This is a genomic window from Polyangium sorediatum, assembly GCF_029946465.1.
Lineage (GTDB): Bacteria > Myxococcota_A > Polyangia > Polyangiales > Polyangiaceae > Polyangium > Polyangium fumosum.
The window spans coordinates 138,760-165,211 of sequence record NZ_JARZHI010000016.1 but is presented as its reverse complement, the minus strand read 5'-3'; the positions used below and the strand labels follow the sequence as shown (position 1 = coordinate 165,211).

The window sequence follows — 26,452 nt, the reverse complement described above, 5'->3', positions numbered from 1 at the left end:
CGTGTGCTCCCGGGAAAACGTTTTTCTTGACCGAACCGTCGCCCCGGCGTACGCACGCGCCGGTGCCTTCCCTGCTGCACGAGGCGATCGTCGAGCTCTTCAGGAACCGGCCCGTGATGGCCGCGGAGCTGCTCCACGAGGCGCTCGGGGTGCCATTGCCACGCTTCACCGAAGCGCGCATCGCGCCCGCGGAGCTTTCGGACATCATCCCGCGGGAGCTTCGGGCCGATCTCCTCGTGCTCTTGCTCGACGATCGGCCGGTCCTGGTCATCATCGTCGAGGCGCAGCTCCAATGGGACCCGGACAAACGCTTTGCGTGGCCGGCCTACGTGGCGGGAGCGAGGGCGCGTTACCGCTGTCCTGCGTGCTTGCTGGTCATCACGCCGGACGCGGCGCTGGCGGCGCGTCTCTCGCAGCCGATCGTGCTCGGCCCTGGCGAAGCCTCCGTGACACCCCTCGTGCTCGGGCCGGACGGCGTTCCGGTGGTGAAAGACATCCCCGAAGCGCGGGCAAGGCCGGAGCTGTCCGTGCTCTCGGTGATGGCGCACGGGCGGAGCGAGGGAGGACTCGCCGTGGCCATAGCGGCGCTGGCCGCGAGCGTCGGGCTCGATCCGGAACGCGCCACGCTGTACGAGGATCTCGTGCTAACCTCCCTGAGCGAGGCAGCCCGGACGGCCCTGGAGGAACTCATGACGATTCCGAACTATGAGTATCAGAGCGAGTTCGTCCGCAGGTATGTCCAGCAAGGTCGCGAGGAGGGACGCGAGGAGGGACGCGAGGAGGGACGCGAGGAGGGACGCGAGGAGGGACGCGAGGAAGGCAAACTCGTCCCGCTCGTGCATCTGTTCGAACGCCGTCTGCGCCGTCGCCTGAGCCCCGAGGAACACACGCGGCTGGCCACGCGGGTCCGCGAGGAGGGGGCAGACCGCGTCAGCGACCTCATCCTCGACCTGTCGGCGGAGGCGCTCGGCGCCTGGCTCGTGGTCGACGACGAGCGCTGACGACCCGCGAATTCAGCGCGGGCGGGCCCGCCGACGTCCCCACGCGAGCGTCGCCGCGGCGAGGAGCGAAAGGGGCAACGGCGCCGGAACCCCCGGGGTCGTCGAGCACGCAATGACGGGCTGCTTCGAGCTGTCGTCGCCGCCCGAACCACCCGCGCCGCCCGAACGCAGGTCCTCGCAGGTGAGCACGCCCGGATCGCTCTCATCGGGAATGCAATAGCCGGCACGGCCATTACCGTCCGTGCAATCGTCCCCCTCTGCGAAGCCAATGCACGCGTCCTTGTCTGCTTGATCCGCGAGTGCCGGCGTGACCGTCGCGAGGATCATGGAGGCGAATACCAGTGCAAGCGTCTTCGAATACAGGCTCATGGGTTTCCCTTTTGGTGCGAGCGCCGTTCGAGGCGCTGGCCCTCCCATGAACACGATCCGTACCAGGACGCCGCAGGCTGGTTTGCCGGGGAAATCGGCCGCGGTATGCAATGGCTTGCACAGGTCGGTGCGCCAGACCTTGCACACCGACCTGCGGACCCAAAGCGCCTTCACTCCTGCGAGAGGCGCATCTTGGAGAGCTTGTAGAGCAACGTTCGCCGCGGGAGCCCCAGGATCTCCGCGGCACGCGTGCGGTTGCCGCCCGCCTGCGCCAGCGCCTCGACGATGCGGTCACGCTCGAAATCACGCACGGAAGCGCGTACGTCGGCAAGAGCGACGGGCGGCCCCGCCGCCGCCGGACGCGACGAGGCATGGACGGCCTGCGGGAGGTGCTCGACCTCGATGACGCCGTGATCGGCGAACGCGAGCGCGCGCGAGAGCATTTGCTTGAGCTCACGGACGTTGCCAGGAAACCCATACCCGGAGAGAGCGCTTTGTGCGGACGCCGAGAGGAGCGGCGGAGCGCCGTTCGAGAGCTCCTCCAAGATCTGCCGCGCGAGCCCCGGGATCTCGTCCCGGCGCTCGCGGAGCGGCGGCAAGAGGACGAGCGCGCCATTCAGGCGGAAAAGAAGGTCCTGGCGAAAGCGGCGCTCCCGGACGAGGCCGTCGAGGTCCTGGTGGGTCGCGGCGACGATACGAAGGTCGACCTTGCGCTCGACGTTGGCGCCGACGCGGCGGACCGATTGCTCTTCGAGCACGCGCAGGAGCTTCGCCTGGAGCGCGAGGGGGAGCTCGCCGATCTCGTCGAGGAAAAGCGAGCACGCGGAACACCGCGCGGATCGGCAGCGCTTTGCCCTCGGCCTCGGCTCGGTAGCGCAGCTCGTCGAGCGAGGCGCCGTCGACGAGCTCCATCACGAAATAGAGGGAACGCGGGTCCTCGCTGACCTCCCAGATCTGGGCGACGTTCGGGTGCTGGATCCGGGCGACGAGGCGCGCCTCGTCGAGCAGCATGTCCTGGAAGCGCTTCAGGCTGGCGCGCGCCGGCTGCATCACCTTGACGGCCGCGAGGCGCTCGAATCCGCCCGGACCCACGGTGCGAGCGCGCCACACGACCGCGAAGCCGCCGCGGCCGATGACCTTCAGGAGCTCGTATCGCCCCAAACGGTCGCCGGGGAGAAACTCGTGGCCCAGACAACCTCCAAACAAGCGTCTCGCTTCGGGTTTCGGCTCTCCGGAAAGGTAGCCGTCCCTCTGCGCCGCGGTCAACCGCGGGAACGGGTGTGCAACGTGTTGCCCATCGCCGGGCCAAAGGTTGCTCACGTGGCCCATGCGCGCCGCGCGCGGCGCAGGGACAGGGAGGCTCCGGAGAACGTGGCATTGCCGTTGCAATGGCGATTCGTCATGCGAAACGATCGTCTGTCTCACCTTGTATCTTCGTTCCCTTCCATCGCGCTCGGCATCTTCCTCGCGGCGTGCGCTGCGGGCGCGCCTTCCAGCAGCGGCGCCGGCAGCGGGGGAATCGGCGGCGCAGGCGGTGGCAATGGCGGCGGCGGCGCAGGCGGTGGCCCCCCGACGCCCCCCGCGCTCGGCGCGCCGCTCGTGTTCCGCGAAGCAGCGCCCGTGGTCCTGGTCGATACGACGAACCCCGCAGGCGCCCAATGCGGCGTGGTTTCGCCCATTCAGGGCAATTCCAGGCGGATTGTGGTGAACATCGACGATTGTGGTCTCGGCAGCGCGGCAGCGGACGTCGTGGGCGTGATCGGTTCGGTCATGGTGCACACGACGTCCACGGAGTCCATCGACGTGCGCGTCGAGCCGAGCGACGCGGCGACCCCCGGCGCACCGCATACCGTCGGTCCGCTCGTCTCGGCGACGCACGGCTTCGTCGTGATGCGCGGCGCGGACGGCGCGTTTGCGGTCGAGGTGCCCGGAAGCGCGAGCGCGCACGTCCTCATCGAGCTCGGCGCATTCCTCGTCCCGGAGGCGGCCGGCGGGCATTACGTGCATCTGCTCGATCAACCTCTGCGGTTTTACGCGGCGAACCCGAACGACGACGGCTGGAAAGACCCGTGGCCGACGCTCGACACCGTCCATCGTTATCCGGTCCTCGGCGCCGATCAGGGGGCCACGGGCATGTTTGGCGCGGTTCACCTCGGCCCGGGGGTCTGGCGCGACGCACCCGTCACGTTCCACATGGGGCCCGCGCAGCCGTCGGGGTCCGGCAATGCCCTCCCGCGCTGGGCGAGCGCCCCCGCCGATGCGCATTTTCCCTGGCGGTACACGAGCCTCTTCATGGTCGGCGCAGCGGGCGGCGAGGTCGAGCTCCGCAGCAGCTCGGAAACCGAGCTGGGCACCGAGAGCGGCATCGAGCCATGGATCGACGCGGTCGGCTTCCTCTCGCCCTCCCCGGCGGACGGCCTCGTGTATCGCCCCCTCGAAACGCCGCTCGAGACCCCCGCCCCCGTGATCACCCACAACGACGAGGATCTGCGATTCACCACCGGCCTGCCGGAGGCCGTGGGGGTCGTCGGCACGCTCGTCTTCGACCTGCCGCCGTTCGACCCGCCCCAGGGATATCGGTGGTTTCACGTCATGGTCGGAGCCGGCGCAGACACGTTCCCGGGCGCCCTCGGCGGCGGCCTCGAAGGGCCCGATTGGATGACCGCGGAGCTCAACCAGAATGGCAAGGTCACGACCCGCTTCGTCACGCGCACCGACGACGAGGGCGCGTTCGTGATGCGCCATTACGCCTACACCAGCGGCGGCCTCTCCGGCGTGTTCGAGTTCCCCGTCACCGTGCGTATCGAGGGTGTGCTCACGAAGCTGTGATCATGCCCCGGTATTTCCAGGCGGCCGCGCAGCACCCGATGGGCCCCGCGCGCTGGCTCTTCCGTCGCTCTCGTACGTCGTTTCGAGCTCGCGTCGGCTCCATTTGACACGCCCCCCTGGCCTCGCGAGAATGTCCTCCCTGGCATGTCGAGCGCCCTGCCCGAAGCTGTCCGTCGGCTGACCGATCTCCCCGATGCCGAGCGGCGCATCGGGGCGTTCTGGCTCGTGCGACAGCTCGGTCGAGGTGGCTTCGCGCCGGTTTGGCTGGCCGAGGAGACCGCGGGCACGACGAAGCTCCGGCTCTCGGCGGTGAAGCTCTTCGCGCTCGACGCGGGCGGCGAGGCCGGAAGGCAAGCGATCATCGACGAGGCCGCGCGGCTCTGCCGCGTCGAGCACCCGAACGTCGTTCGCTTCTACCAGCTCCCCGTCGACGAGGCGCGTGGCGTCATCGGGCTCGCGATGGAGTACGTCGCGGGCGAGTCGCTCGGCGAACGGCTGCGCGACAAGCAAACGCTCTCGGTGCGCGAGACGATCGACGCCGGCATCGCGATCGCCTCCGCCCTCGTCGCGGTTCACGGCGCCGGGCTCGTGCACCGCGACATCTCGCCCGCGAACGTCGTCGTCGACGTCGCGCTGCTCGGGACGCCCGCGGCGTACAAGTTGATCGATTTCGGCATCTCGGCCGCGTCGCCGACGTCGACGCCCGGACAAACCATTCCCTCGATGCGATCGAAGATCCCGAGCGCGCCCGGTACGCCGGGTGATCGCCCGAGTGATCGGGGGTTTCGTTCGCCGCTCGAGGCGATCGGAGGCAAACGCGGGTTCGTCGATCCTGTCTGCTGGCGGGATCTCTCGCCCGCGACGAGCGCGAGTGACCTCTATGCGCTCGGCGCGGTGCTCTTCGTGTGCCTCGTCGGTCGGACGCCCGCGGCGGGCCGAGGCTCGCTCGACGAGGAGGTCCTCCACGGGCGAAAGCGGCCGCCGCGTCTCGCCGAACTCGTGTCGGAACTCCCGGCCTCGCTCGGGGATCTCGTGGAAGCGCTGCTCGCCCCCGCGCCGGAGGAGCGGCCCCGCTCGGCCGAGATCGTGGCGATCGAGCTCGAACGTATTCGCAGCGCGCTCGTCGGTCGGAGGCGCGCGCTCCCGCCGGAGGAAGACGGGCCGTTTCGCGGGCTCGAACGTTTCGAGAAGGAGCACCGCGACGTGTTCTTCGGCCGCAGGGTCGAGGTCGCGGCGGCGCTCGAAGTCTTGCGCACGCGCGGGCTCGCGGCGCTGCTCGGCCCAAGCGGGAGCGGCAAATCGAGCCTCGCGCGCGCCGGCATCCTGCCCGCGATCGCCGACGGCGCGCTCGGCGGTCCGCGGCAATGGGAGACCGTCCTGATCTCGCCGGGCACCGACCCGCGGCAGGTCCTCACGACGGCGCTCTTTCACATGGGCATCGATCCGCGGCGCTCGCCCGAGGAGGCGGCCGCGCAGGTCGAGGCGTGGCTCGCGCAGAGCAAGCGCGGGCTCGTGCTGCTCGTCGATCAGCTCGAAGAGATCGCCACGCTCGCGCAGGGCCCCGCCGGCAAGAGCCAGACGTGGACGCTCGACCTGCTCTCGCGTCTCGGTGAGCGCCCCTGGCCGGGCCTGCGCGTCGTGGTGACGGCGCGGCGCGACCTGCTCGATCCGATCCTCGCGCACGAGCAGGTGGGCCGCGTGATCACGCGCGGCGCGGTGCTTGTCTCGCCGCTCGGATCGGCCGCGTGGGGCGAGGTCGTCGACGCGGCGTTCGAGAGCTACGGCTACTCGTTCGAGGATCCGCGGCTGCGCAAGGAGCTCATCGAAGCGCTGGAGACGACGGCCGGATCGATGCCGCTCGTCGAGTTCGCGCTGCGCGAGCTTTGGCGCAGCCGCGATCGCGCGAACAAGCTCGTCACGCGATCGTCGCTCCGCGCGATCGAGTTCTCCGGCGCGCTCTCGCGGCACGCGAACGAGACGCTGGATCGCGCAGTGAAGGAGGCGGGCACCGAGCGCGTGGTGCAACGCGTCCTGCTCTCGCTGACGACACCCGCGGGGGCGCGCATGACGCGGCCGATCGGTGACCTCGTGCGCGAGATCGGCCCCGCCGCGCGCGCGGTCGTGCAGGTCTTCGCGGAGGCGCGGCTCGTCCTGCGCGAGACCGAGCGGCGCAAGGACGGCGAGGTCGAGCTCGTGACGCTCGCCCACGAGGCGCTGCTCGTGCACTGGGGCAGGCTCCGGGACTGGGTCGCGAGCGAGCGGGAGGAGCGGCTCGTCATCGAGGATTTCGAGGACGCGGCCAAGGTCTGGGACGACAAACCAGACCCCGAGCTGCTCTGGCGCAGGCGCCGCCTGCTGCTGCTCGAAGAGATCCTGCGCGTGCGGCAGCTTCGCCTCGAAGGCGCGGCGAAACGGTTTTACACGGCCAGCGTCGCGGCCGCGCAGCGGAGCCGCATCATCGTGGGCGTGGTCGGTATCCTCGCCGGCGCGATCGCGCTCGGGGCGGGGACGGTGTACGTCGACCTGGAGGCCAAGCGCGCGCAGGCCGAGGCGGACACGGCGATGGCGAAGGCCGAGGCGGCGCTCGCGCTCGCGCGGGAGTCGAAGGCGCAAGCCGACCGGGAGCGGGCCGTCTCGGGGCAAAAAGAGGCCGAGAAACGCGAGGCCGAGGTGAAGGCAGCGCTCACGGCGCTGAAGCTCGTGCAGGGCTCGCTCGCGCTTCAGGCGAAGGCATCGGCCTCCGAGCCGAAAGAGCCCACGGCGCTCGATTCGAGCGTCGTCCGCCAGCTCGACGAGTACATCGTCAAGCAGGAGCGCGACAACGCAAAGCTTCCCGAGCCGCTCGAAGATCTTTTGCGAGAAACCGAAAACATCCCGCCGCCCGTGGTGGAGCCCGGACTCACGGGGCCGGTGACGGTGCTGCCGCCGCAGCCGCGCGGCGGCCCCGTGGCGCGGTCGGTGGTGCCCGGCGAGGCGTACTCGAAGCTGTCACAGGCCAAGGTGGTCGCGTCGTCCTGCAAGCGCGAGGACGCGTCCGAGCCGAAGGGCAATGGCAAGGTCGCGCTCGTCCTCGACCCGAACGGCACGGTCTCGGCCGTCTCGCTCGACGAGCGTTTCGTGGGGACGAAGGTCGGGGCGTGCGTGGATCGGGCGTTCCGGCAGGTGAATGTGCAGCCGTTCGAAGGCAAGCCGTTCACGGTGATATGGTCGTTCGCCATTCCGTGATACAAGCGATGGCATGAACCATCGACTTCACTTCGGCTCGATCGCGATTCTCTCCGTGCTGTTCGCCGCGTGTGGTCTCGGGAGTTATCAGCCGCCGACGGGGAACGGCGGCGAAGGGGGTGAGGGCGCGGGCGGTGGGGGTACAGGCGGCAACGGCAACGGGGGCAGCGGGACGGTCACCTCGAGCGGCGTCGGCGGCAGCGGAAATGGCGGCAACGGGGGCAGCGGGGGCAGCGGAGGCAGCATGCCGACTTGCAATGACGGCAAGCCGGGCTGCGTGCAGCACTGCGACTCCGATGTGGTCGTCGAGCCGTTCTGTAAGGGCTCGACGTGGGTTTGTCCCATGGGCACGATCTCTCGTGACATCTGCAAATCCGCGGGCGGATGCTGTGCGAACGTGGATCCGCAATGCCCGGAGGAGACCAGATGCATCAATGGCCGCTGCAAGGAGCGGCTGTCATTCCCGTCCTGCTTCATCGACAATGACTGCCCGACCTCGATGCCGTATTGCATCGGAGCCCAGGTATGCGCTTGCATGGCGGAGTGCATCCTGTCGGACACGCCGGGTACATGCATGCCACAGTGACCCGTATCGCGGTCGATGCACGGGATGGGCCTGCCCTCGGTTCCGTGATACAATCGGGGGTATGGACCATCGACTTGGCTTTGTTTCGATCGCGATCGTTTCGTTGGGGTTCGCCGCGTGCGGGCTCGGAAGTTACGAGCCGCCCTCGGGGAACGGCGGCGAAGGGGGTGAAGACACAGGGGAAGGCGGCAGCGCCGGCCAGGGCGGCAGCAGTTCCAGCAGCGGCGGCACGGGCGGCGTAGGCGGCGGCAATGGCGGCACGGGCGGCATCGGGGGTGGTCAAGGGGGCAGCAATGCGGGCAGCGGTGGCGCGGGCGGAGGCTCCATCCCGTGTGGCGTAGACAAGCCGAAGTGCGCGCCGCACTGCCAATCCTCGGAGACCACGGCTCCCCTCTGCGTGAGTGGTAAGTGGGAGTGTCCTCCGGGCACGAAGGATGTCTCGGAGTGCCCGGGTGTGGACGGCTGCTGCGACATCGATTTGGATTGCCCGCTCCTGCATACGTGCGCCGGGGGCCGCTGCAAGGGGGCGCCGCCGCAGGTGGGGCAGTGCTGGTCCGACGCGAATTGCGTCGGGGGCACGTGCGAAGGCGCGAGCATCTGCCCGTGCGGCCAGATGTGCTTCACCCCGGACACGCTGGGGCAGTGCAAGCTCTGACCGCTCAACCGCCCGCGTGGTCCCGGAGCCACGCGACGACCTGATCTTCGAGCCCGCCCGGCCCGGGAAAACCGAGGTCGACGCGCGCCGGAAAACCGACGTGTCCGCCGCGATCGATCCAGCGCACATCGAGCGGCGGACGCGCGCCGGAGAGAACGGGCAGCAGCGTGTGGGCAGGGACCATGGGGTCATGCTCGGCGGCCACGACGAGCGAGGGGACGGCGAGCGTCGCGAGGCGCGGCGCGACGCTCGACTCCCCATAATAATGGTCGGCGCCGCGGAAGCCGAAGCGCGGTGCCACGATATGCTCGTCCCAGTCGCGGATCGTGGCGATGCGGCGCGCCTCGGCGAGCGGCAAGGGGACGGGGCGACGGCCGGCGACCTCAGTATAAATCTCTTTGATGGCCGACAGGACGTGGCGTCGATACAAGAGCCGCCCAGGCTCGTCGATGGCGCGCGCGCCGACGAAGAGGTCGAGCGGCGGGCAAACCGCGGCGACAGCGCGGACGCGGGCGTCGAGGGTCGATTCGGTCGCGGCGCGGAGGACGATGTGCCCGCCGAGCGAATATCCGAGGAGGAGAATGCGCGAATACCGGGCGAGGTCCACGCTCGCGAGGGTCGCGTGGAGGTCCTGGGTGATGGCCGCGTGGTAAATGTCCTCGCCCGTGCGGTCGGAGCCCCGCAGATTCACGCGTAGGCTCGCGATCCCGGCCGCCTCGGCGGCGCGCGCGGCCGAGAGCACGTAATGGCTGCGGACGTCGCCCCCGAGGCCGTGGACGACGACGAGCAGCGTCTCGGAGGGCGCGTGGTGCAAGCGGCCCGAGAGGCGAACGTCGCCGTATTTCGCGTCCGGGACCGTCAGCCGGAACGGCACCGACGCGGAGACGCGGCGCGGCGCGAGCGTGTGCCGCGCGACCGGCGCGATGGTGAACCAATGACCGAGGAACGAAAACACCCGGTTTTTCCCGTCGCCCATGCCATTCACGAGAGCGCGACCTCCTCACCGGCGCGATGGCAGCGTTTCCTCCCGTCGGGGCCGAAGGCGTACACACCATCGCCCGCGCCGACGCTCACGGCCCGGCGCGGCGCGAGGTCGAGCAGGAGGAGCGAGCGCTGGTTCAGGCCGACGCACGCATGATGGCGGAACCTCCGCGCGAGGTACGCGAGGTTGTCGGGGTCGTCCGTTTGAATGCGCTCCATGCAATGCGGGAAGATCTGGATGTCCTGCACGATGCCGAGGCCGCGGTCGTAGAGCTGGAAATCACGCGGGGTCTCGGCGAAATCGTCATACACGATGACACGCTCGCAGAGGACCATCGCCCCCGCAGAGACGGCGACGATCTGCGCGCCGCGCCGCAAGGCCTCGACGAAGACGTCGCGCAGGCGGAAAAACCGGAGCGCGCCGAGCAGGAGGTCGAGGCGGCCGCCGAAGAGGAAGATGTTGCTCGCGGAGAGGATGCGCGCTTCGAGCCGCTCCTTGGCGGCGCGAAACGCCGGGTGGTAGAGGGCGCCGGCGGCGTCGAAGGCGCGGCGCTCGATATCGCCGAAGAGCTCGAAGAGGTGGTCGTCGTTCGATTCGAGCGTGCGGAACGCGCGCCGGAGCTCGCGCGCGAGGGCGTGGCGAGCGAGCGCGCGCGGGCCCGTGGGGTGGATCATGTCGGCGAGCAAGCTCTGGAGATCAGTGTCGGGTGCCTCGGATTTCGCCTCGCGCAGCGTGCGGCGGAAGAGGTCGATCGTATGTGCGTTGTGCTCGAGGTAAAACCTTCGCGCGGTGGCCTCGGCGCGGCGCAGCTCGCGGAACGCCTCGGCGAGCTCGGGCGCCTCGGCGAGGACGCCGTCGAGCTCGTACAGCAAGGAAAGGTTCTCGTGCGCGCGGTCGAAGCCCTCCTCGAAGACCGAGGGGAAGCCCGCGGTGTTGAGCGCGCGCTTGACGTGCGCCTCGTCGTACTCGTGCTCGGCCCAGCCGGCTGTCACGAGCAGGGTGCGGCGCGTGGCGGCGACGGCCGGATCCTTGTGGCGAGACGTCGCGAGGAATGGGGCCGCGGCCCGAACGAGCCATTCATCGGACTCGGCATTGCCGTTGAAGAGGATGGCGCCGCGCATGCGGGGCGGATTGTACACGAAAGCGGCGGCGAGGCGAAGGCCCGTGCGCGCGAAGAGCGACCCGGTTCAGCGGGGAGGCCCGACCCACACCCCGTTCAGCATGACCCGACGGACGTCGCGCAGGGCGGAGAGGTCCTCGCCAGGGTTGCCACGGACGAGGATCAAATCGGCGATTTTGCCGGGTTCGAGGGTCCCCAGCCGGTCCTGGATACGAAAGAATCTCGCGTTCTCCAGCGTGGCGGCCGAGAGAATCTCGCCCCGGGAGAGGCCGGCCTCGTAGAGGAGCTCCATTTCGCGGACGTAAGCATCTCCGCGCTCGGCGTGGGGTACCGCAGAATGGGAGCCGACCACGATACGCACGCCGGCGCCGTGCGCGCGGCGGACGAAGCCGAGCATGTTGCTGAAAGCGCGGGCCTCGACGTCGTTGCTCCCGGGGTCGCCCGGGCGGCGTTCGAAAATAGCGAGCGTGGGCGTGAAGAAGGTGCCCTCGGAGACGAGCAGGTCGAGGATCGCCCGGACGCGCGGGGAATCCAGGTCGACGTTGCTCCAGAGCGCATAACGAGTCGGGCCACGGGCGGCGTTGTCCGCGAGGACGGCCTGTCGAAAATCTTCTGCCTCACGGAGCGGTACGATCGCGGTGCCGAACGAGGTGACGTGCTCCACGCCATCGAGCCCGGCGCGCACGGCGTCGCCCGCGTCCGCGATTTCGAGGTGCGCCGTGGTGATGAGGCCCCGCTCGTGGGCAGCCTCGTTGACGGCGCGGATGGTGCCGAGGGGCAATCGATAATAAATCTTGATGGCCGACGCGCCCTGGTCCGCGAGGCGATGGACGGCGGCGCGCGCCTCGGCTGGATCGAGGACGAGGAGCGCGTCCTTCGGGTGCGCGGGCGGGGGCGCGTCGAGGTGCGGACCGGTCAAAAAGAGGCGTGGAATCGGGGCGGCGGAAGAGCGCACCGGGTCATACGCCTCGATCCATGCGCCCGGGTCGCGCAGGGAGGTCACGCCGCGCTGGAGAAACAGGGACGGCAGGGGAATGTCGCCGTCGAGGTGAAAATGGGCGTCGATGAGGCCGGGCATGACGGATTGTCCCGTGGCATCGACGATCTCCGCGCCCGCGGGGATGTCCACGGAATCGCGCGGGCCGACGGCGAGGATACGCCCCTCCCGGACGACGACGACCGCGTCGGGCACGGGCGGCGCGCCGCGCCCGTCGAAGAGCGTCGCGCCCGTGATGGCCAGGGTTCGGCCGGCGGGAGCTTCGGCGACGCGATTGATCTCCCGCGCGGGCGGCAGGAAATCCATCCGTCCACCGATATCGTACTGCGCGATCGCCGGGGTCCCGACGCACCCGCCCGCGACGGCGGTGATGCACAACATCCTGGCAATCCGGGGCATGATGGACCTCCTGGGCCAACGCGCCACGATAGCGCGCTCGCCCAGGAAATCTAAGCCGGCGAGCCGGACCCGCGAGCCCACCGTCCGCGCTTCATGCGGAAAGCGCGAGCACGGCAACTCCCCTGCCACGCCGGGCCGCGCCCCCTGGCACAGAATGGCCAAGGGGACAAAAACGTGCTCCTCGAACGGAAATTCTGCGCGGCATGGGGGCGGGATCGGTTAGATTGGGTAATCGTGGGCGGATCATCGATTCGCTCCTCAAACAAGGAGCACCTGTATGATTTGGCATTATGATGCGGACGTGGTGATCGTCGGAGCTGGGGGCGCGGCGCTCGCGGCGGCGGTGGCGGGCGTGCACGAGGGCGTATCGGTGCTCTTGCTGGAGGCGGGCCCGCAGCCCGGAGGCACCGCCTCGATATCGGGTGGCGCATTCTGGATCCCCAACAACTCGCTGATGCGCTCGCAGGGCCTCATGGATCCGCGCCCCGACGCGCTGAAGCTCATGGCCCGCCTCTCTTATCCGTCGCTCTACGACCCGGCGGCGTCGCATCTCGGCCTGCCGAAGCGCGAGTACGATCTGCTCGCGGCGTTTTATGATCACGGCTCCGACGTGATCGACGAGCTCACCCAGCTCGGCGCCCTGTTCCCCATCATCTACCCGGGGTTTGGCTTCTCCCCGAGCCCGATCTCGGACCCGGACTACCACGCCGGCCTGCCCGAGAACGTATCACCGTATGGGCGCGTGCTCGGCAATGCGCCCCCGGGCCTGGTCGGATGGCCGGGCTACCTCCTGACGCAGTCGATGATCGATTGGCTCCAAGCGAGGCACGTCCCCATTCGCACGAACCATCGGGTCGTCGGCGCGATCCAGAAGAAGGACGGCGAGGTGGTCGGCGTGGAGATCGAGCACCACGGCGCGCGCAAGCGGGCGCGGGCGCGGCGCGCGGTCGTGTTCGCGACGGGCGGCTTTTCGCACGCGCGCGGGAAGGTGCTCGGGTTGCAACGAGGACCGCTCTTCGGCACGGGCAGCGTGCCCACGGGCAAGGGCGACTTTTTGGATATCGCCGCGAGCCTCGGCGCCGCGATCGGGAACCTGTCGAATGGATTTTATTTTCAGCTCGCGATCGAGGAAGCCGCGGCGCAGAACGGCCATGTCACGAACGTCGGCGCGATCGCCTTTGGAGTCTATGGCGACAGCACGATCCTCGTCAACAAGTACGGGCGCCGGTGCGTCAACGAGAAAATGCCTTATCACGTCCGGGCGCAGAGCCATTTCCTGGCGCTCGGGACCGACGAGCCGAACCTCGTTCAGTTCATGATCTGGGACGAGGCCGTGGCCCAGGAGCCGACGTCCTGGCCCTGGCGCGGCGTCGTGCCCGCCCCGGGGACGTTGCCTCCGTTCGTGATCAAGGCGAATACCCGCGCGGCGCTCGCCGCGGCGATCGACGCGCGCCTCGACGCGCTGCGCGGCCAGCGGTTCGCGGCGAGCGGCGTCGTGCCCTCCGTGAAGCTCGATCCGAATTTCGTGACGAATCTGGATGCCACGATCACACGCTTCAATGGCTTCGCGGCGACGGGCGTGGACCTCGATTTCCAGCGCGGCGCCACGTCGTTCGAGAATGCCTGGCAAGGGCCGTCGCGCAGCGTGACGGCGAACCGCACGATGCATCCGATGTCGGCGAGCGGGCCTTATTATGCGGTGATCCTCGGCGCCGGGACGCTCGATACCTGCGGCGGCCCGATCACCGGGACGGACGGGCGTGTGCTCCGGCCCGATGGCACGGGGATCCCGGGCCTCTTCGGCGCCGGCAATTGCATTGCATCCCCGGCCGGCCGCGGATACTGGGGCGCGGGCGGGACGATCGGCCCGGCCCTCGTCTTTGGCTTCCTCGCCGGAAAAAAGGCGGCGCACGAGCCCGTGCACCCGCTCTGAGAGGCCGAATACGTGCAGACATTACCAATGTTCATGGAAGAGGCACCTGGATGACGCCTCGGGTTGTGCCTTTCTCCCTTCTCTGTTAGAGCCGCTCTCATGATCGGCGACATATACCGCCATCTCGGCGGAATGTTCGACGGGTGCCCGGATCCGCTGTTGCTCGTCGAAGGCGACGTGGTCGTGGCGCACAATGAAGCCGCGCGCCTGGCGCTCGGCGAGGCCTCGTCGCTGCTCACGCTCTTCGACGCGGCGGATCGGAGCGTCGTGTCGTCGGCCTGCGCGGCCGTGGCGAGCGGGCAATCGCAGAAATCGACGTTTTTCGCGCGTCTCGCGACAGGCACGGCGAACCGCTGGACCACATGGCCCACCGGTCATGGTGGGGTATGCGTCCGGATGGACGGCCCCGCGGAGCCTCGCGCGGACATTCCAGCGCCGCTTTCTCCCCTCGTCGAAAAAGACGAGCCCGTCCCGCTTCGGACCGTGCTCCTCGGCAAAATCTTCGATCGATTCGAGGGCATCCTCTGGGCGATCGCCAAGGATGGGACGATCCTGGTCTCCGAAGGGAAAGGGCTCGCCCATTTCGGACTCGCGCCGGGCGCGATCGTCGGCATGAATGCGCTCCAGATCTATCCCCCCGGATCGGTCGCCCGGGAGGAGACCGAACGCGCCCTCGCGGGGGAGGAGCTTTACGGGGACAGCATCGAGGGCATGTCCTACTGGATACGCCGCCTCACGCCCGTGCGAGACGCAGCCGGCAATGTCAGCGCGATCGTCGGATTCTCTCTCCGCGCCAATGAGAACTCGGAAGAGACCCTCCAGGCCAAGGCCTTGATCCGGGCGCTCGCGGAGCTGCCCCTCGCGATCTGGGCCATGGACGTGGACGGGACGTGCAAGATGTCCCTGGGCAATGGCCTCAAGGATCTCGGCATCATGCCAGGCGAACTCGTTGGGACAAACCTCTACGAGCTTTACAGCAACCGCGAGGATTTCAAGGCGGACATGAAGCGGGCGTTCGCCGGGGAGCAGTTCGTCTCCGGGACGTCCTTTGCCACGACGCACTGGCGCAACACGATCATTCCTGTGCGCGATACGTTTGGCGAACGCGTGGTGCGTATCTACTCCGTGGCGGAAAACGTGACCGATCACGTGGAGAACCACCGTCGGCTCGAAGAACAGCTCGCGCTGATCCAATCGCAGCAGCAAGCCATCGTCGGACTGTCGAGCCCGGTGATCGAGGTTTGGCAGGGTGTGCTCGTCGTGCCGCTGATCGGATCGATCGACCAGGCCCGCGCGAGCATCCTGCTCGAACGGCTGCTCACCGAGGTCGTGGGTAGGCAATCGAGCGCGGTGATCCTCGACCTGACGGGCGTGGACACGGTCGACGCGGAGGCGGCGCAGCACGTCTCGAACGTGATGCGGAGCGTGGAGCTCGTCGGCGCGACGGGGCTCTTCTCAGGAATCCGGCCGAGCGTGGCGAAGACGATGGTGGACCTCGGTGTCGACATGCAATCGCGCCGCACCTACCCGACGCTCGCCGAGGCGCTGCGGCGGCTGATCGGCGCGCGCAAGAGGTGAAGGCGCTTCAGCGGTTCTCGCCGTGCAATTCGAGCACGGCCCGCTCGTGCAGCTTCTTCAGGAAGGCATTTCGATCCGGCGCGTGGACGAGCTCCCGCAAATCCGCCTTGTTGATGAGAAGGACGAGGTAATCATCCCGGCGCTCGCCGTGCAGATCGCTGCGGAGGGGCGCGGAAAACCCGCCCGGCGCGATGAAAAGGCCGAGGCGCGAGCGATTGAACTTACGCGAGAGCTTCCACAAAAAGCTACGAATCTCCGTGGCGCCCGCGGGCCTCGTCCAGTTCTTGCATTCGGCGAGGATGTACGAGGTGCGTTCGTTCACCCAGAAGGGATCGGTGGATTCGTTGCGGATGACGAGGTCGATCTCCTCCTCCTCGTTGCGGCGACGGGCCGAGGCGTGGCGAAAGCCGGGGATCGTCTTGAAGACGAGGACCATGAGGTCTTCGAGCAGCTTGCCCTTGCGGTTCGGATCCGTCTCGCTCTCGGCCGCGACCCAGGTGTCGCGAATTGCCGCCTCGGCCTCGTCCAAGGAGAGCTCGCCGAAATGGTGCGCCCGCACGGCTTCGAGCGCATTGCGCAGTTTTGCCAGCAAGAGGACCCGGAAGATCGGGCCTTTTTCGAGGTAATCATAGGCGCCGTCCTGGAAAGCCCGCGTGACCGCGGCCTCCGTGGCATACCCCGTGACGAGGATGGTCTTCGCGAGCGGCGCGCGACGGGAAACCTCGGAGACGAGGTCGAGGCCGGTGTCCGGGCCCGTCTTGCCGTCGAGCTTCTGATCGACGAGCACGACGTCCCAGCCGCCCTGGTCGAGCCGCGCGAGCGCCTTTTCGATCTCGTCCGCAGTCTCGACGAGATACCCCTCGGCGCCGAGCCGAGCGCGATAGAGCTGCAAAAAGCTCGGGTCGTCGTCGATGATCAAGATGCGGCCCATCGGTCTCACGCGGCGCTCCTTCCGGCGTCCACCGGCAGGCGAAGGACGAATCGAGCCCCGCCGAGCGGGCTCTCCTCGCAATACGCCTCGCCGCCGAGCTCCGCCCGCGCGACCTCACGCACGAGCGCGAGCCCCTGCCCCGTCCCGCCCGGCCGCAAGGAAAATCCGGGCGCAAAAATCGCTTTTCGATACTCGGGCGGGACGCCCGGCCCGTCATCGTCGACGGTGACGACGATGGCGCCATCCGCGTCGAGCGTGGCGGCGACGCGAATTTCAGCCGGTCGGTCGTCGCGGGCGCGCGCCGCATTGCGGAGCAAATCGACGATGGCCAGGACGAACCGGTCGCGGCGTCCACGGACGGGCGGGAGGAAGCGGGGCCGATCGAAAAAGGCCACGCGGCCGAGCTCCTCGGCGAGGGCGGCGAGCGCGTCCTCGATGGCCGCCGCGACGTCGAAAGGCTCGGGCGGCGGGCCGGCGCGCTCGACGACCTGCGCCATTTCGGTCATGAACCGGAAAATGCGGTCGACGCCGCCCGTGATGGTGGCGCCGTGCCGATCGACGAGCGGCCCGCGGCCATCCCGCTGGAGCGCGGCGAAGAGGTCGTCGATGGCCTCGCGCACGGGGACCAGGGCATTGCGGATCTCGTGCGCGACCATGCGCGCATGGCGGGTCATGGCGAAGGCGGCGCTCTCGCGCTGGATCAATGCGGTGGCCGCGCGAATGCGGTCGAGGACGGCGGCCGTCTCGTCCTGAATGAGCGCGCCGGCGAGCAGGACCATCGGCGTATCGCCGGACGCGACCTCGGCGAGCAGCTCGGCGCCATTCTCGGTGAGCTCGTACGTGGTGAGCGCCTCCTCGGCCTCGTCCTCGAAAGAAAGGAGGCCCAGCGCGGCGAGGCGATCGAGCGATTGCGGATGCGCGGCTACCTCGCTGCCATACCAGAAGACGCGGAGCCTGCGGGCCGCGACGAGGCGCGCCGCCGCCGCGCGCGAGAGGCGCCACGGATCCGAGGGCCCGCGGGATTGCGCGACCTCGACCGCGAGCAGCCAGCGGACGGCGTCCCGCTCGGGCAGGCTGAGGACGAGCCGGCCAATGGGCGTGAGGAGCGTCTCGCCCTCGGCGCGACGTAATGCCCGGACTTCGAGCGCATATCGCTCGGGCCAGAGGCTCGGGGTGCGCTCGGGCCGCTGGATGGAAAAGAGGACCTCGCTGGAGAGGCGATCGAGCTCGCGATCGCGGGTGCGCGAGCCGGCCGAGTCGGACAAACCGAGCCGGCGGCGGAGCGCGACGTCGATGAGCGCGTGGAGCTCCGCGGCGCTCGCGCCAAACGCGAGGCCGCCTTCGAGCCATCGCTGCATTTCCTGGACGAACGCCCCGAGCTTGTCGGACCAGACGTCGTGCAGGCGCTCGATTTTCTCCTCGGGCTCGCCGCGCGCTTCGAGCGCTTCGAGGGCGTCGAGCAGCGTCTTTCGATGCGCGCCGAGCCCCGAGAGCGCCCACGAAGAACCCTCCGGGCGGTCGAGAGTGCGGCGCACGTCGTCGAGGAAAGACACGCCGGAAGGTGATGCCGGGCGCCCGGGTTTGTCAAGTCCGTTGCAAGGTTTGTCCCCGGCGGGCGTTTGTCCCCGGCGGGGACGTTATCGGGAGAGCAGCACGACCGCCCCGAGCACCGCCGCGCATACCGTCTCGGCGCGGAGCGTGAGCGGGCCGAACGAGACACGCGCGAGGCCAGCCGAGGTGCAGGCCTCGATCTCGGCCGGCGACAAACCTCCCTCGGGGCCCACGACGAACGCGAGCTCGACCTCCGGGCCGAGGCGCCGGAGCGCCGGGCCGAGCGGCGTGTCGGCCGCGGGATCCAGGCAGAAGCCGTTCACGCCCTCGCCCGACGCGAAGAGCTGCACGGCCTCGACGAGCTCCATCGGCGACGAGATCGCAGGCGCATCGCCGCGTCCGCATTGCCGCGCGGCCTCGACCGCGATGCGGCGCCACCGCGCAGCACGGCCGTCCGCAGGGCGGCCCACGGATCGCTCGGCGTTGATCGGGACCACGCGGCTCGCGCCGAGCTCGGTCGCGTCGCGCACGATGGCGTCGAACTTGTCGCTCTTGCACGTGGCCTGGAGGAGCGTCACGCGGCGCGCCGGGAGGAACGTGGCCGCGCGCGGCGCTTCGACGACGACGGCGACACTCGCGCGATCGATCGCGGTGATCTCGGCGTCGGCCTCGATCGCGCGGTCGGGATCGAAGAGCACCACGCGATCCCCGAGGCGCTTTCGATGCACACGCGCGACGTAGCGGGAGGCGTCCTCGTCGAGGATCGAAGGGCCCGCTTCGACGCGGGCGACGGGGACACGCAGCGGGCCTCTCATGACGCAGCAAACGCGATCGCGACCCAGTCGTCACCCGTACCGTCACCGCGGCGGCGCGTCTCGAGGTGGCGGAGCGGGCGCGCGAGCGAGGTGTACCGCGCGACGATCTCGTCGTGCTCGGCCGCGAGGATGCCCGAGAGGATCAAGAGGCCCGAAGGCGAAACCGCGCGCGCAAGATCCTCCGCGATCGGCCGGAGCACGCGCGTCTCGATGTTCGCGAGCACCACGGGGAACGGCTCGGTCACGCTCTCGATCGTCTGCTCGCGCACGACGATGCGATCGGCGAGGTGGTTGCGATCGGCGTTCTCGCGCACGACGTCGATCACCTCGGCGTCGTTGTCGATCGCGAGCGCGCTCGCGGCGCCATAGATCAGCGCGACGAGCGCGAGGATCCCGCTGCCCGTGCCGACGTCGAGCACACGCGCGCCGGAGAGCGAACTCTTACGCTCGTGAAGCATCTCGGCGACGAGCGCGGTCGTCGCATGCAAGCCCGTGCCGAAGGCGCGGCCCGGTTCGAGCTCGAGCACGTGCTCGTCCTCGTGCTTCTTCTCGTACGCGACCCACGGCGGCACCACGATCACGTCGGGCGTGAACTGAAACGGCTCGAAGTGCTGCTTCCAGGCGTCGCGCCAGGCGTCGCCCACGATCTCTTCGATGCGCGGCGCGAGCGAGGCATCCTCCTCGACGAGCGCCGCGATCGCCTGGTCGGCTTCCTCGCGCGTGGAGAAGCTCGCGACGAGGGTCACCTTCCCGGAGCCCGCGCCTTTCGCGAGCGTCTGCTCGTCGCGCTCCTCGACGCCCATGGCGCCGAGATCGAAGAGGGTTGCGCCGAGCTCTTCGGCTCGATCGCGAGGGACGTCGACGGCGACGAACGGATAAACGGGCTCGGTCATGGGTGAGGCAGGTTTGGCGCGGATCGGGCCTCTTGGCCACTCGGGATCGGCTACTCCGTCACGCGAATCGTCACGGTCGAGGTCCTCTGGTTGAGGAGGATGTACGTCGCGGCCACGCCGCCGCCCACGACCGCAAGGCCGACGGGCACCCAGAACCACGGGCTCGTCAGCACGCCGCCCTTCTGCGCCGCAGGCACGGCGATGCGCAGCGGCGTGGCCGCGTCGCCGCGCGAGGTGAGCGGCAAGCCGCCCTTGTCGATCGCCTGCAGGTAGTACTCGACGAGCGGAGGTTTGACCGCGTCGCTCGGGATCTGCGCGCGAAACTCGCCGAGCGTGTAGCTCGCCGGCACGAGGATGAACTTGCCCTCCGCGCCCGCGCGATACGCGAGCTGCATCGCGCGCACGCGGCCGTCCGGATCTTCGACGCGGCCCGTGAGCTTGATCAACGTGCCCGGCGGGACCTGCGCGGGCGAGGTGTGCATGATGCGGATCGGCTTTTCGGCCGCAGGCGAGTCGACCTTCTCGCGGCCCGGCTTGCCCTCGGCCTCCCACTTCTCGCGCGTCGCCTTGAAGAAGTCCTTGAAGCGCGGCGACTCGGTCGGCGGCAAGCTGTACGTCTCGTCGAGCACGAGCAGCCCGCGCACGGCGGCGTCCGCCTCGTCCGCGCGCTTGAGCACGATGTAGTTGTAGGCGAGCAGGCGGTAGATCTCGATCTTCTCCTGCTTGCTCGTGCCGGGGCGCAGGAGCGCGGCCGAGAGGGTCTGGATCGACTCTTCGTACTCGGCGTCGTCGAAGAGCGCGCTGCCGCGCTGGATGAGCGAGGTGACGCTGGCCTTGTCGCCTTTGGCAGCGGCTTGTGCGAACGCGAGGGAGGGCGTCGCGACGACGAACGCAGAATGGCAAGCAGCCGTGAGGGCGAGCATCGCGGCGAGGCGAGGCCAGACGGAGCGCATGGGCGAGAGGGTAGCCGGAAACGCGCGCCGTTGGCGAGAGCCGGTTTGATCGCTCTTTCAGCGCGGGTAGTAGGTCCTTCGCGCCGGCACGCTCACGAGCACGCTCCGGCGATCCTCGGGCGGCGGCGGGTGTTCACCCGCGCGCAGCACCATCGCCGTGAGGCGGCCGCCGTACACGCACCCCGTGTCGATGCCTGTCGCGTGACGGTGGATCTGCGGCTGCTCGAGGGCGTTGTGCCCGAAGACGAGGTGCGGCGGTCCCACGTACCGCTCGCCCCACAAGATGGCGCCGCGCCGCTCCTCGGGCGTGCCGCCGACGTTGAGCGAACGCACGTACATCAACGTACGCGGGCTCTGTTGTTCGATCGGCAGCGTCGGATCGACGCCGGCATGCACGACGCGCAGGCCGTGCTCCGGCAGGTCGAGCCAGAGCGGCAACGACGCGAGGTACTCCCAGTGCCGGCGGCGCAGCGCGCGCACGACCTCGCGTTGCAGGCTCCCGAGCTGCGGGCCGATGCCCGGCGGCGCTTGCCGGTAACGCAGGAGCCGATCCTCGTGGTTGCCGCGCACGGCGCGCGCCTGGAGCTTGCGGAGCAGCTCGATCGTGCCTGCTGGATCGGGGCCGCGCACGACGAGGTCGCCGACGGAGATCAGACGATCGTCCGCGCAGAACCCGACGTGGCCGAGCAAATCTTCGAGTTCACCCCTGCATCCGTGCAGGTCGCCGACCACGACCGTTCGACCCATCTCTCCCGTTCAGCCGATCTTGGCGCGCTTGGGGATGACGACGATTCCGCCCTCGCTCACGTACCAGCGCTTCCTGTCTTCCTCGAGGTTGTAGCCGATCTCGGCCCCCGACGGGACCTCGACGTCCTTGTCGATGATCGCGCGGCGGATCTTGGCGTGCCGACCGATCACCACGTTCTCGAAGAGCACGCTCTCCTCCACGTGGCTGAACGAGTTCACGCGACAGCGGTTCGAAAGGACGCTCCGATGGATGCGACCGCCAGAGATGATGCAGCCGAGCGAGACGAGGCTCTCGGTCGCGATACCGACGCGCGCGTTCCACTCGTCGCGGAAGACGAACTTCGCCGGCGGATCATGGCTCATCGCGGTGCGGATCGGCCAGCGCTGGTTGTAGAGGTTGAAGGCGGGCTGGACGCTGATGAGATCCATCTGCGCGGCCCAGTACGCGTCGATCGTACCGATGTCGCGCCAGTACGCGTTCGAGCCTTCGTCCTCGCCGGGCACGCGGTTCGTCTGGAAATCATAGACGAACGCGCGCTTTCCGTTCTTGACCAGGTACGGGATGATGTCGCGCCCGAAGTCGTGCGCGCTCTGCTCGTTCTTCGCGTCCTGCTCGAGCGCGTCGAGGAGGTTGCCCGTGTTGAAGATGTAGTTGCCCATCGACGCGAGGGCGAGGTCGGGGTGACCGGGCATGGGCGGCGGATCGGCGACCTTCTCGTGGAAGGCGATGATCCGGCCGTTCGCGTCGGCCTCGATCACGCCGAACTCCCGGGCCTCCTTGCGCGGCACGGGGATGGCCGCGACGGTCACCTCGGCGTTGCGCTCGAGGTGCTCGTCGAGCATCTGGCGCATGTCCATCTTGTAGACGTGGTCGCCGCCGAAGATGCCGACGTGCGTGGGCGACTCGTCCGTGATGACGTGCTGGGTCTGGTAGACGGCGTCGGCCGAGCCCTTGAACCAGCTCTTGCCCGTGCGCTGCTGCGCCGGGATCGTCTCGATGAAGTTGTCGAGCATCGGCGACAGGCGCCAGGCCCGTGCGATGTGCTCGTCGAGCGACGCGCTCTTGTACTGCGTGAGGATTTTGATCTTGTGCAGCCCCGAGTTGACGAAGTTCGAGAGCACGATGTCGATGATCCGGTAGCGCCCGCCGAACGGAACCGCCGGCTTGGCGCGATCCGAGGTGAGAGGGCCGAGTCTTCGGCCCTCCCCACCCGCCAGGATCATGACGAGGACACGTGAGGTCTCGAACGGGGCGCGCAGCTTCGTCTCGCGCATGGTTCGTGGAGACTACCCTACCTTCGTGGCCTACGCGACGCTCACGACGCCGACGGGTTTGGACGGGCCTGTTGGGCCGCTCGAGCGCCTCGTTATGAGGGGTCGAGGCTCCCGCGCCCCTCTCCTTCGGCGAATCTCTTTACGCGCCGTGCGCCATCGTGTTAGCCCTTTCCAGCCCAATCCCCCTACCCAGGGCGGCTGCCTGTGCCCGAGGGCGTGCCCTCGAGCGGCCCGGAGAGACCCATGAACGTCCGACATGCACTCGTTTTCGCCCTCGCCTCCCTGACAGGCTCGGCCGTGCTCGGCTGCGGACCGTCGGAGGAGCCGTACAAGGCCAAGCCCGCCGTGAGCGGCAAGAAGGCCGCGCTGCCCGCCGTGCCGACGCTCCCGCAGAAGCAGAAGAAGACGCCGGACGGCGCGTTCACGATCTGGGGCATCACGCACGATCTCCGCAGCCGCGTGCACTTCGAGGACGTCAACGCGAAGCAGGTGTCGATCGTCGGCTACATCGTCAAGACGAACTACGCCGACGCGCCGGCGTGCTCGATCCACAAGACGGGCAAGGGGGATGCGCCGGACTGCAAGGCGCCGATCCCGACCTTCGCGATCGCGGACGAGAAGGGCGAGACGAAGGACATGATCGACGTCATGGGCTGGGCGTCGAACTTCGCGCAGGTCTTCACGTTGATCGAGGCGATCGACAAGCAGCCGAAGGGCAAGGAAGGCGAGGCGAAGCTCGCCGACGAGTTCTGGGGCGCGGACCTGCCGAACCCGATCCCCAACATCGGGGCGAAGGTCAAGGTGACGGGCACCTATTCGGTGACGTTCACGAAGGCGAGCTCGGGCGCCGCCGCGAACCCGAAGTACGGGATCATGACGGCCGAGAAGATCGAGTTCCTCGAGCAGGCACCCGAAAAAGCCTACCTGCCCGGGATGAAGAAGAAGCCCTGACGCTTTTTTTCTGCCGTGCGCTCCCCGCGCCCCAGGATCCGGCGGCGAAGGTGGGGGGGGCGAGACCCGAAATACTTGCGGACGCCGGCTGGCATCTGACACGCTCGGATTTGCGCATGGTCAACCGCACCTTCAAAGCAATCGCCCCCCTCGCTCTTCTCCTCGTCGCCGCGGCCTGCGGAGGGAACCAAACCGAAGTCAAGGACCCGTCGGACACGGGCGGCGAGACGGCCGAGGTGAAGCCCCCGCCGCCTCCGCCGAAGTGCGAGGCGCTCGACGAGAAGTGCGCCGCCAAGAAGGACACGACGGCGAAGGTCAAGAGCGCCAAGGTCCTGTTCCAGCCCGCAGAAAAGTGGGTGTACGCGCAGGGTGAGTCGCAGACGATCGCGCAGGCCTCGGAAGAGGGCGCGGTCGTCGTGTTCGGCTCGTACACGCCGGACAAGGACGCGAAGAAGGACACGGCGGCGCGCGAAGCGGCGCTGGCGGAGCTCGTCAAGACGACCACCGTCACGTTGCCGAAGGGCTACAAGGTCAACTGGAAGAAGCCCGACAACGTGCAAGAGGTCAACGGCGTCAAGCTCAACGTCTGGACGGCGGCGGGCTCGGAGCGCGGCAAGAAGAAGGGCACGCTGCTCGTGCTGCAAGCGCCGCTCAAGGACGGCGAACCGGCGCTGCTCGGCCTGGGCTTCGCGGCCGATGACGACGAGGCCGGCATGGGCGCGGTGAGCAAGGCGATCGAGTCCATCAAGGCCGAATAAGGAACGTCGTGACCGCGCCCCAGCTCTCCACCGGCTACGTCATCGCGCAGAAATACTCGGTCCAGGCTCTCCTGGGCAACGGTGGCTCCTCGGCCACCTACCGCGTCGTCGATGCGACGGGGCGCGCGATGGCGGTGCGTATCTACGCGCCGACCATCGCGCAGCGCCCCGAAGTGATGACGATGATCGAGCAGATCTACACGGCGACGAACGGGCTGCCGCCCGACGCCGTGCTGCCGGTCCTCGACGCGGGCTACGATCCGCAGACCGCCGCGCCCTTCACGGTGACGGAGCTCTCGCCGACGCCGTCGCTCGCGCAGCTCGTCTCGCAGCGCCCGCTCTCGCCGCAAGAGGTCTCGCAGATCGCGCAGAACATGGCGCGCACGCTGGACAACGCCCACGTGCGGCAGCTCATGCACCACGCGCTCAAGCCGACGAACGTGTTCGTCGCGCCGCAAGGCTTCGCCGTGCGCATCATGGACTTCGGCGCGGGCCTCGCGCGGAGCTACGTGCAGACGAACGAGGGCTACGGGATCGCGGCGCCCTGGGTCGCGCCCGAGCAGATGCAAGGCGGCGCGCCCGCGGGCCCCGCGGCCGACGTGTTCGCGATGGGGCTCGTGCTCTTCTACGCGCTCACGGGCCGGCCATACTGGCGCTCGTGCCAGGGCGCGCAGCCCGACCTTGCGTCGTGGCAACACGAGCTCGTCGGCCCGCGTCAGCCCGCGTCCCAGCGCGCCCAGGAGCTCGGCGCGATGGTCTCGCCGGTGCTCGACGCCGTGTTCAACCGCGCGCTCGCGATCGATCCGAACGAGCGCTTCCGCCAGGCCAGCGAACTCGCGGTGGCCTTCTCGGCCGCGGCGAACATGCCCGAGATGGCCACGAGCGCGACCATCGCGTTCCCCGCGATCGGCGGCGCCGATCCGATGGGCCCGACGGCCGCCGTGCCGGTTTACCAGCCGGTGGGCCAGAATGATGGCTCAGGCTACCCGCCGCCGCCTCCGCCCGCAGGCATGGGCATGGGCGGGGCTGGCATGGGTGGTCAGGGCGCTGGCGTGCCGGCGAACGCGGACATGGGCATGGGCATGGGCATGGGCATGGGCCCCGGCCCGATGGCGCCGACGACAGCGGCGCCGCGCCTGCCGATGGATGGCGGCGGCGGCTCGAAGAAGCTGCCGATCATCATCGGCGTCGCGGCGGTGCTGCTCATCGGCGGCGCGGTGGGCGCGTTCATCGTGATGGGCGGCAAGGACAAGACAGAGGGCGACGACCCGAACGCGCCGATCGCCATCACGCCGACGGGCGCGCCCACCACGAGCAGCGAGAGCGGCGCGCCCACGGGCACGGGCGAGGCGCCGCCGCCGACGCCGCCTCCCGCGGCCGAGGAGGTCGAGGTCGCGATCAAGTGCAGCCCGGGCTGCGACACGATCAAGGTCGACGACAAGGCGATCGAGGATCCGTCGAAGCTCAAGCTCGCGCCGGGCGCGCACAAGATCGAGCTCTCGAAGGCCGGGTACGTCACGCAGAGCGAAGAGATCACGATCGAGGCCGGCAAGAAGTTCGAGAAGGAATTCAAGCTCGCCGAGGCCCCGAAAGAGACGGCGCAGACCGCGAGCACCGCGAAGTCGAGCGGCAGCGGCGGCGGCAGCACGGCGAAGACGACCCCCACGGCGACGACGAAGCCGACCAGCACGGCGAAGACCGGCCAGAAATGCACGGGCGTCGGTCTCTTCAAGAAGTGCAAGTAATCGTTCCGCGCGCGTTTTCCCCTCCCACGGCCCGCAGCGTTTTCCCTTCGTAGCGGGCCGTTTTCGCGTCCGAACCGTCCGTCCGTCCCCATCTGGCCAAAGCACGGCGCGGGCCCCATGCTCGCCTCGGAGCACGTGGCGGTTCGTCCGCCATGTCGC

At 69.0% G+C, this 26,452-nt stretch carries 22 protein-coding genes and 2 pseudogenes; 10 read left to right on the top strand and 14 right to left on the bottom strand.

Translation table 11 applies throughout. From position 1 onward, the window contains the following. Positions 1-62 precede the first annotated feature (62 nt). Positions 63-1,001: a hypothetical protein gene (locus QHF89_RS20080; RefSeq protein WP_284720713.1), complete on the top strand. Its 939-nt coding sequence runs from the start codon at positions 63-65 to the stop codon at positions 999-1,001. Positions 1,002-1,013: 12 nt separating this feature from the next. On the opposite strand, the gene QHF89_RS20075 is transcribed toward QHF89_RS20080, so the two are convergent. The 4 genes and pseudogenes from QHF89_RS20075 to QHF89_RS50205 form a co-directional block, all read right to left on the bottom strand. Continuing rightward, a complete protein-coding gene (locus QHF89_RS20075; protein ID WP_136966359.1) occupies positions 1,014-1,370 on the bottom strand; it encodes a hypothetical protein in 357 nt (118 codons plus the stop codon). Positions 1,371-1,540: 170 nt separating this feature from the next. After that, the gene (locus tag QHF89_RS50335) at positions 1,541-1,681 is read right to left on the bottom strand and encodes a helix-turn-helix domain-containing protein (RefSeq protein ID WP_483880024.1); all 141 of its coding nucleotides are present in this window, start codon (positions 1,679-1,681) and stop codon (positions 1,541-1,543) included. 57 nt (positions 1,682-1,738) lie between these two features. Next, positions 1,739-2,188 (bottom strand): annotated as a pseudogene (locus QHF89_RS50330) (sigma 54-interacting transcriptional regulator); the annotation flags it as partial. 67 nt (positions 2,189-2,255) lie between these two features. Next, positions 2,256-2,699 (bottom strand): annotated as a pseudogene (locus QHF89_RS50205) (protein kinase domain-containing protein); the annotation flags it as partial. Between the two features lie 72 nt (positions 2,700-2,771). Between QHF89_RS50205 and QHF89_RS20060 the strand changes: the two are divergent. The 4 genes from QHF89_RS20060 to QHF89_RS20045 all read left to right on the top strand — a co-directional run bounded on the left by QHF89_RS20060 (position 2,772) and on the right by QHF89_RS20045 (position 8,665). Further along, on the top strand, positions 2,772-4,199 hold the full coding sequence (locus tag QHF89_RS20060; RefSeq protein ID WP_136966362.1) for a hypothetical protein: 1,428 nt from the start codon (positions 2,772-2,774) through the stop codon (positions 4,197-4,199). 144 nt (positions 4,200-4,343) lie between these two features. Further along, positions 4,344-7,424: a serine/threonine-protein kinase gene (locus QHF89_RS20055; RefSeq protein WP_136966363.1), complete on the top strand. Its 3,081-nt coding sequence runs from the start codon at positions 4,344-4,346 to the stop codon at positions 7,422-7,424. Between the two features lie 13 nt (positions 7,425-7,437). Continuing rightward, positions 7,438-8,010 (top strand): hypothetical protein, encoded by a 573-nt coding sequence (locus QHF89_RS20050; RefSeq protein ID WP_136966364.1) that lies wholly within the window; start codon positions 7,438-7,440, stop codon positions 8,008-8,010. A gap of 61 nt (positions 8,011-8,071) precedes the next feature. Then, complete coding sequence (locus QHF89_RS20045; RefSeq protein ID WP_284720712.1) at positions 8,072-8,665, top strand: hypothetical protein; 594 nt, start codon at positions 8,072-8,074, stop codon at positions 8,663-8,665. Between the two features lie 4 nt (positions 8,666-8,669). Here the strand turns inward: QHF89_RS20045 and QHF89_RS20040 are convergent, their stop codons facing one another. The 3 genes from QHF89_RS20040 to QHF89_RS20030 all read right to left on the bottom strand — a co-directional run bounded on the left by QHF89_RS20040 (position 8,670) and on the right by QHF89_RS20030 (position 12,163). Continuing rightward, positions 8,670-9,641, bottom strand: a complete 972-nt coding sequence (locus tag QHF89_RS20040) for an alpha/beta fold hydrolase (protein ID WP_136966655.1) — start codon at positions 9,639-9,641, stop codon at positions 8,670-8,672. Between the two features lie 5 nt (positions 9,642-9,646). Then, positions 9,647-10,768, bottom strand: a complete 1,122-nt coding sequence (locus QHF89_RS20035) for a Type 1 glutamine amidotransferase-like domain-containing protein (RefSeq protein WP_136966366.1) — start codon at positions 10,766-10,768, stop codon at positions 9,647-9,649. Between the two features lie 66 nt (positions 10,769-10,834). Then, entirely contained in the window at positions 10,835-12,163 is a 1,329-nt protein-coding gene (locus QHF89_RS20030; protein ID WP_284720711.1) for an amidohydrolase family protein, read from the bottom strand. Positions 12,164-12,440: 277 nt separating this feature from the next. On the opposite strand from QHF89_RS20030, the gene QHF89_RS20025 reads away from it, so the two are divergent. Together QHF89_RS20025 and QHF89_RS20020 are read left to right on the top strand one after the other, a co-directional pair. Beyond that, positions 12,441-14,096: an FAD-dependent oxidoreductase gene (locus QHF89_RS20025; protein WP_136966367.1), complete on the top strand. Its 1,656-nt coding sequence runs from the start codon at positions 12,441-12,443 to the stop codon at positions 14,094-14,096. A gap of 99 nt (positions 14,097-14,195) precedes the next feature. After that, the gene (locus QHF89_RS20020; RefSeq protein ID WP_136966368.1) at positions 14,196-15,674 is read left to right on the top strand and encodes an STAS domain-containing protein; all 1,479 of its coding nucleotides are present in this window, start codon (positions 14,196-14,198) and stop codon (positions 15,672-15,674) included. 7 nt (positions 15,675-15,681) lie between these two features. Here QHF89_RS20020 and QHF89_RS20015 read toward each other — a convergent pair whose 3' ends face one another. From QHF89_RS20015 to glgC, 7 genes are all read right to left on the bottom strand, one after another. After that, the gene (locus tag QHF89_RS20015) at positions 15,682-16,605 is read right to left on the bottom strand and encodes a response regulator (protein WP_284720718.1); all 924 of its coding nucleotides are present in this window, start codon (positions 16,603-16,605) and stop codon (positions 15,682-15,684) included. Positions 16,606-16,610: 5 nt separating this feature from the next. Next, positions 16,611-18,158: an ATP-binding protein gene (locus QHF89_RS20010; RefSeq protein WP_136966370.1), complete on the bottom strand. Its 1,548-nt coding sequence runs from the start codon at positions 18,156-18,158 to the stop codon at positions 16,611-16,613. An 84-nt stretch (positions 18,159-18,242) separates the two neighbouring features. Continuing rightward, complete coding sequence (locus tag QHF89_RS20005) at positions 18,243-18,971, bottom strand: RsmE family RNA methyltransferase (protein WP_136966371.1); 729 nt, start codon at positions 18,969-18,971, stop codon at positions 18,243-18,245. Continuing rightward, positions 18,968-19,864 (bottom strand): 50S ribosomal protein L11 methyltransferase, encoded by an 897-nt coding sequence (locus QHF89_RS20000; protein WP_136966372.1) that lies wholly within the window; start codon positions 19,862-19,864, stop codon positions 18,968-18,970. Before QHF89_RS20000 ends, QHF89_RS20005 begins: the two co-directional genes overlap by 4 nt. A gap of 50 nt (positions 19,865-19,914) precedes the next feature. Next, positions 19,915-20,817 carry a hypothetical protein gene (locus QHF89_RS19995; RefSeq protein WP_136966373.1) on the bottom strand — a complete coding sequence of 301 codons (903 nt, stop codon included), beginning with the start codon at positions 20,815-20,817 and terminating at the stop codon, positions 19,915-19,917. Positions 20,818-20,874: 57 nt separating this feature from the next. Beyond that, positions 20,875-21,564, bottom strand: coding sequence for a metallophosphoesterase (locus QHF89_RS19990; RefSeq protein WP_136927149.1), 690 nt, complete (start codon positions 21,562-21,564; stop codon positions 20,875-20,877). Between the two features lie 9 nt (positions 21,565-21,573). Then, positions 21,574-22,839 carry a glucose-1-phosphate adenylyltransferase gene (gene glgC / locus QHF89_RS19985; RefSeq protein WP_136966374.1) on the bottom strand — a complete coding sequence of 422 codons (1,266 nt, stop codon included), beginning with the start codon at positions 22,837-22,839 and terminating at the stop codon, positions 21,574-21,576. Positions 22,840-23,082: 243 nt separating this feature from the next. Here glgC and QHF89_RS19980 point away from each other — a divergent pair, with 243 nt between their 5' ends. The 3 genes from QHF89_RS19980 to QHF89_RS19970 all read left to right on the top strand — a co-directional run bounded on the left by QHF89_RS19980 (position 23,083) and on the right by QHF89_RS19970 (position 26,293). Further along, a complete protein-coding gene (locus QHF89_RS19980) occupies positions 23,083-23,790 on the top strand; it encodes a hypothetical protein (protein WP_136927147.1) in 708 nt (235 codons plus the stop codon). Positions 23,791-23,906: 116 nt separating this feature from the next. Continuing rightward, complete coding sequence (locus tag QHF89_RS19975) at positions 23,907-24,548, top strand: hypothetical protein (protein WP_136966375.1); 642 nt, start codon at positions 23,907-23,909, stop codon at positions 24,546-24,548. An 8-nt stretch (positions 24,549-24,556) separates the two neighbouring features. Continuing rightward, on the top strand, positions 24,557-26,293 hold the full coding sequence (locus QHF89_RS19970) for a serine/threonine protein kinase (protein ID WP_136966376.1): 1,737 nt from the start codon (positions 24,557-24,559) through the stop codon (positions 26,291-26,293). The last annotated feature ends 159 nt before the right edge of the window (positions 26,294-26,452 follow it).

Coding starts and splice junctions, on each gene's coding strand:
- QHF89_RS20075 (WP_136966359.1), bottom strand. CDS start 1,370: ATGAGCCTGTATTCGAAGACGCTTGCACTGGTATTCGCCTCCATGATC.
- QHF89_RS20060 (WP_136966362.1), top strand. CDS start 2,772: ATGCGAAACGATCGTCTGTCTCACCTTGTATCTTCGTTCCCTTCCATC.
- QHF89_RS20055 (WP_136966363.1), top strand. CDS start 4,344: ATGTCGAGCGCCCTGCCCGAAGCTGTCCGTCGGCTGACCGATCTCCCC.
- QHF89_RS20050 (WP_136966364.1), top strand. CDS start 7,438: ATGAACCATCGACTTCACTTCGGCTCGATCGCGATTCTCTCCGTGCTG.
- QHF89_RS20045 (WP_284720712.1), top strand. CDS start 8,072: ATGGACCATCGACTTGGCTTTGTTTCGATCGCGATCGTTTCGTTGGGG.
- QHF89_RS20040 (WP_136966655.1), bottom strand. CDS start 9,641: ATGGGCGACGGGAAAAACCGGGTGTTTTCGTTCCTCGGTCATTGGTTC.
- QHF89_RS20035 (WP_136966366.1), bottom strand. CDS start 10,768: ATGCGCGGCGCCATCCTCTTCAACGGCAATGCCGAGTCCGATGAATGG.
- QHF89_RS20030 (WP_284720711.1), bottom strand. CDS start 12,163: ATGCCCCGGATTGCCAGGATGTTGTGCATCACCGCCGTCGCGGGCGGG.
- QHF89_RS20025 (WP_136966367.1), top strand. CDS start 12,441: ATGATTTGGCATTATGATGCGGACGTGGTGATCGTCGGAGCTGGGGGC.
- QHF89_RS20020 (WP_136966368.1), top strand. CDS start 14,196: ATGATCGGCGACATATACCGCCATCTCGGCGGAATGTTCGACGGGTGC.
- QHF89_RS20015 (WP_284720718.1), bottom strand. CDS start 16,605: ATGGGCCGCATCTTGATCATCGACGACGACCCGAGCTTTTTGCAGCTC.
- QHF89_RS20005 (WP_136966371.1), bottom strand. CDS start 18,971: ATGAGAGGCCCGCTGCGTGTCCCCGTCGCCCGCGTCGAAGCGGGCCCT.
- QHF89_RS20000 (WP_136966372.1), bottom strand. CDS start 19,864: ATGACCGAGCCCGTTTATCCGTTCGTCGCCGTCGACGTCCCTCGCGAT.
- QHF89_RS19995 (WP_136966373.1), bottom strand. CDS start 20,817: ATGCGCTCCGTCTGGCCTCGCCTCGCCGCGATGCTCGCCCTCACGGCT.
- QHF89_RS19990 (WP_136927149.1), bottom strand. CDS start 21,564: ATGGGTCGAACGGTCGTGGTCGGCGACCTGCACGGATGCAGGGGTGAA.
- glgC (WP_136966374.1), bottom strand. CDS start 22,839: ATGCGCGAGACGAAGCTGCGCGCCCCGTTCGAGACCTCACGTGTCCTC.
- QHF89_RS19980 (WP_136927147.1), top strand. CDS start 23,083: ATGAACGTCCGACATGCACTCGTTTTCGCCCTCGCCTCCCTGACAGGC.
- QHF89_RS19975 (WP_136966375.1), top strand. CDS start 23,907: ATGGTCAACCGCACCTTCAAAGCAATCGCCCCCCTCGCTCTTCTCCTC.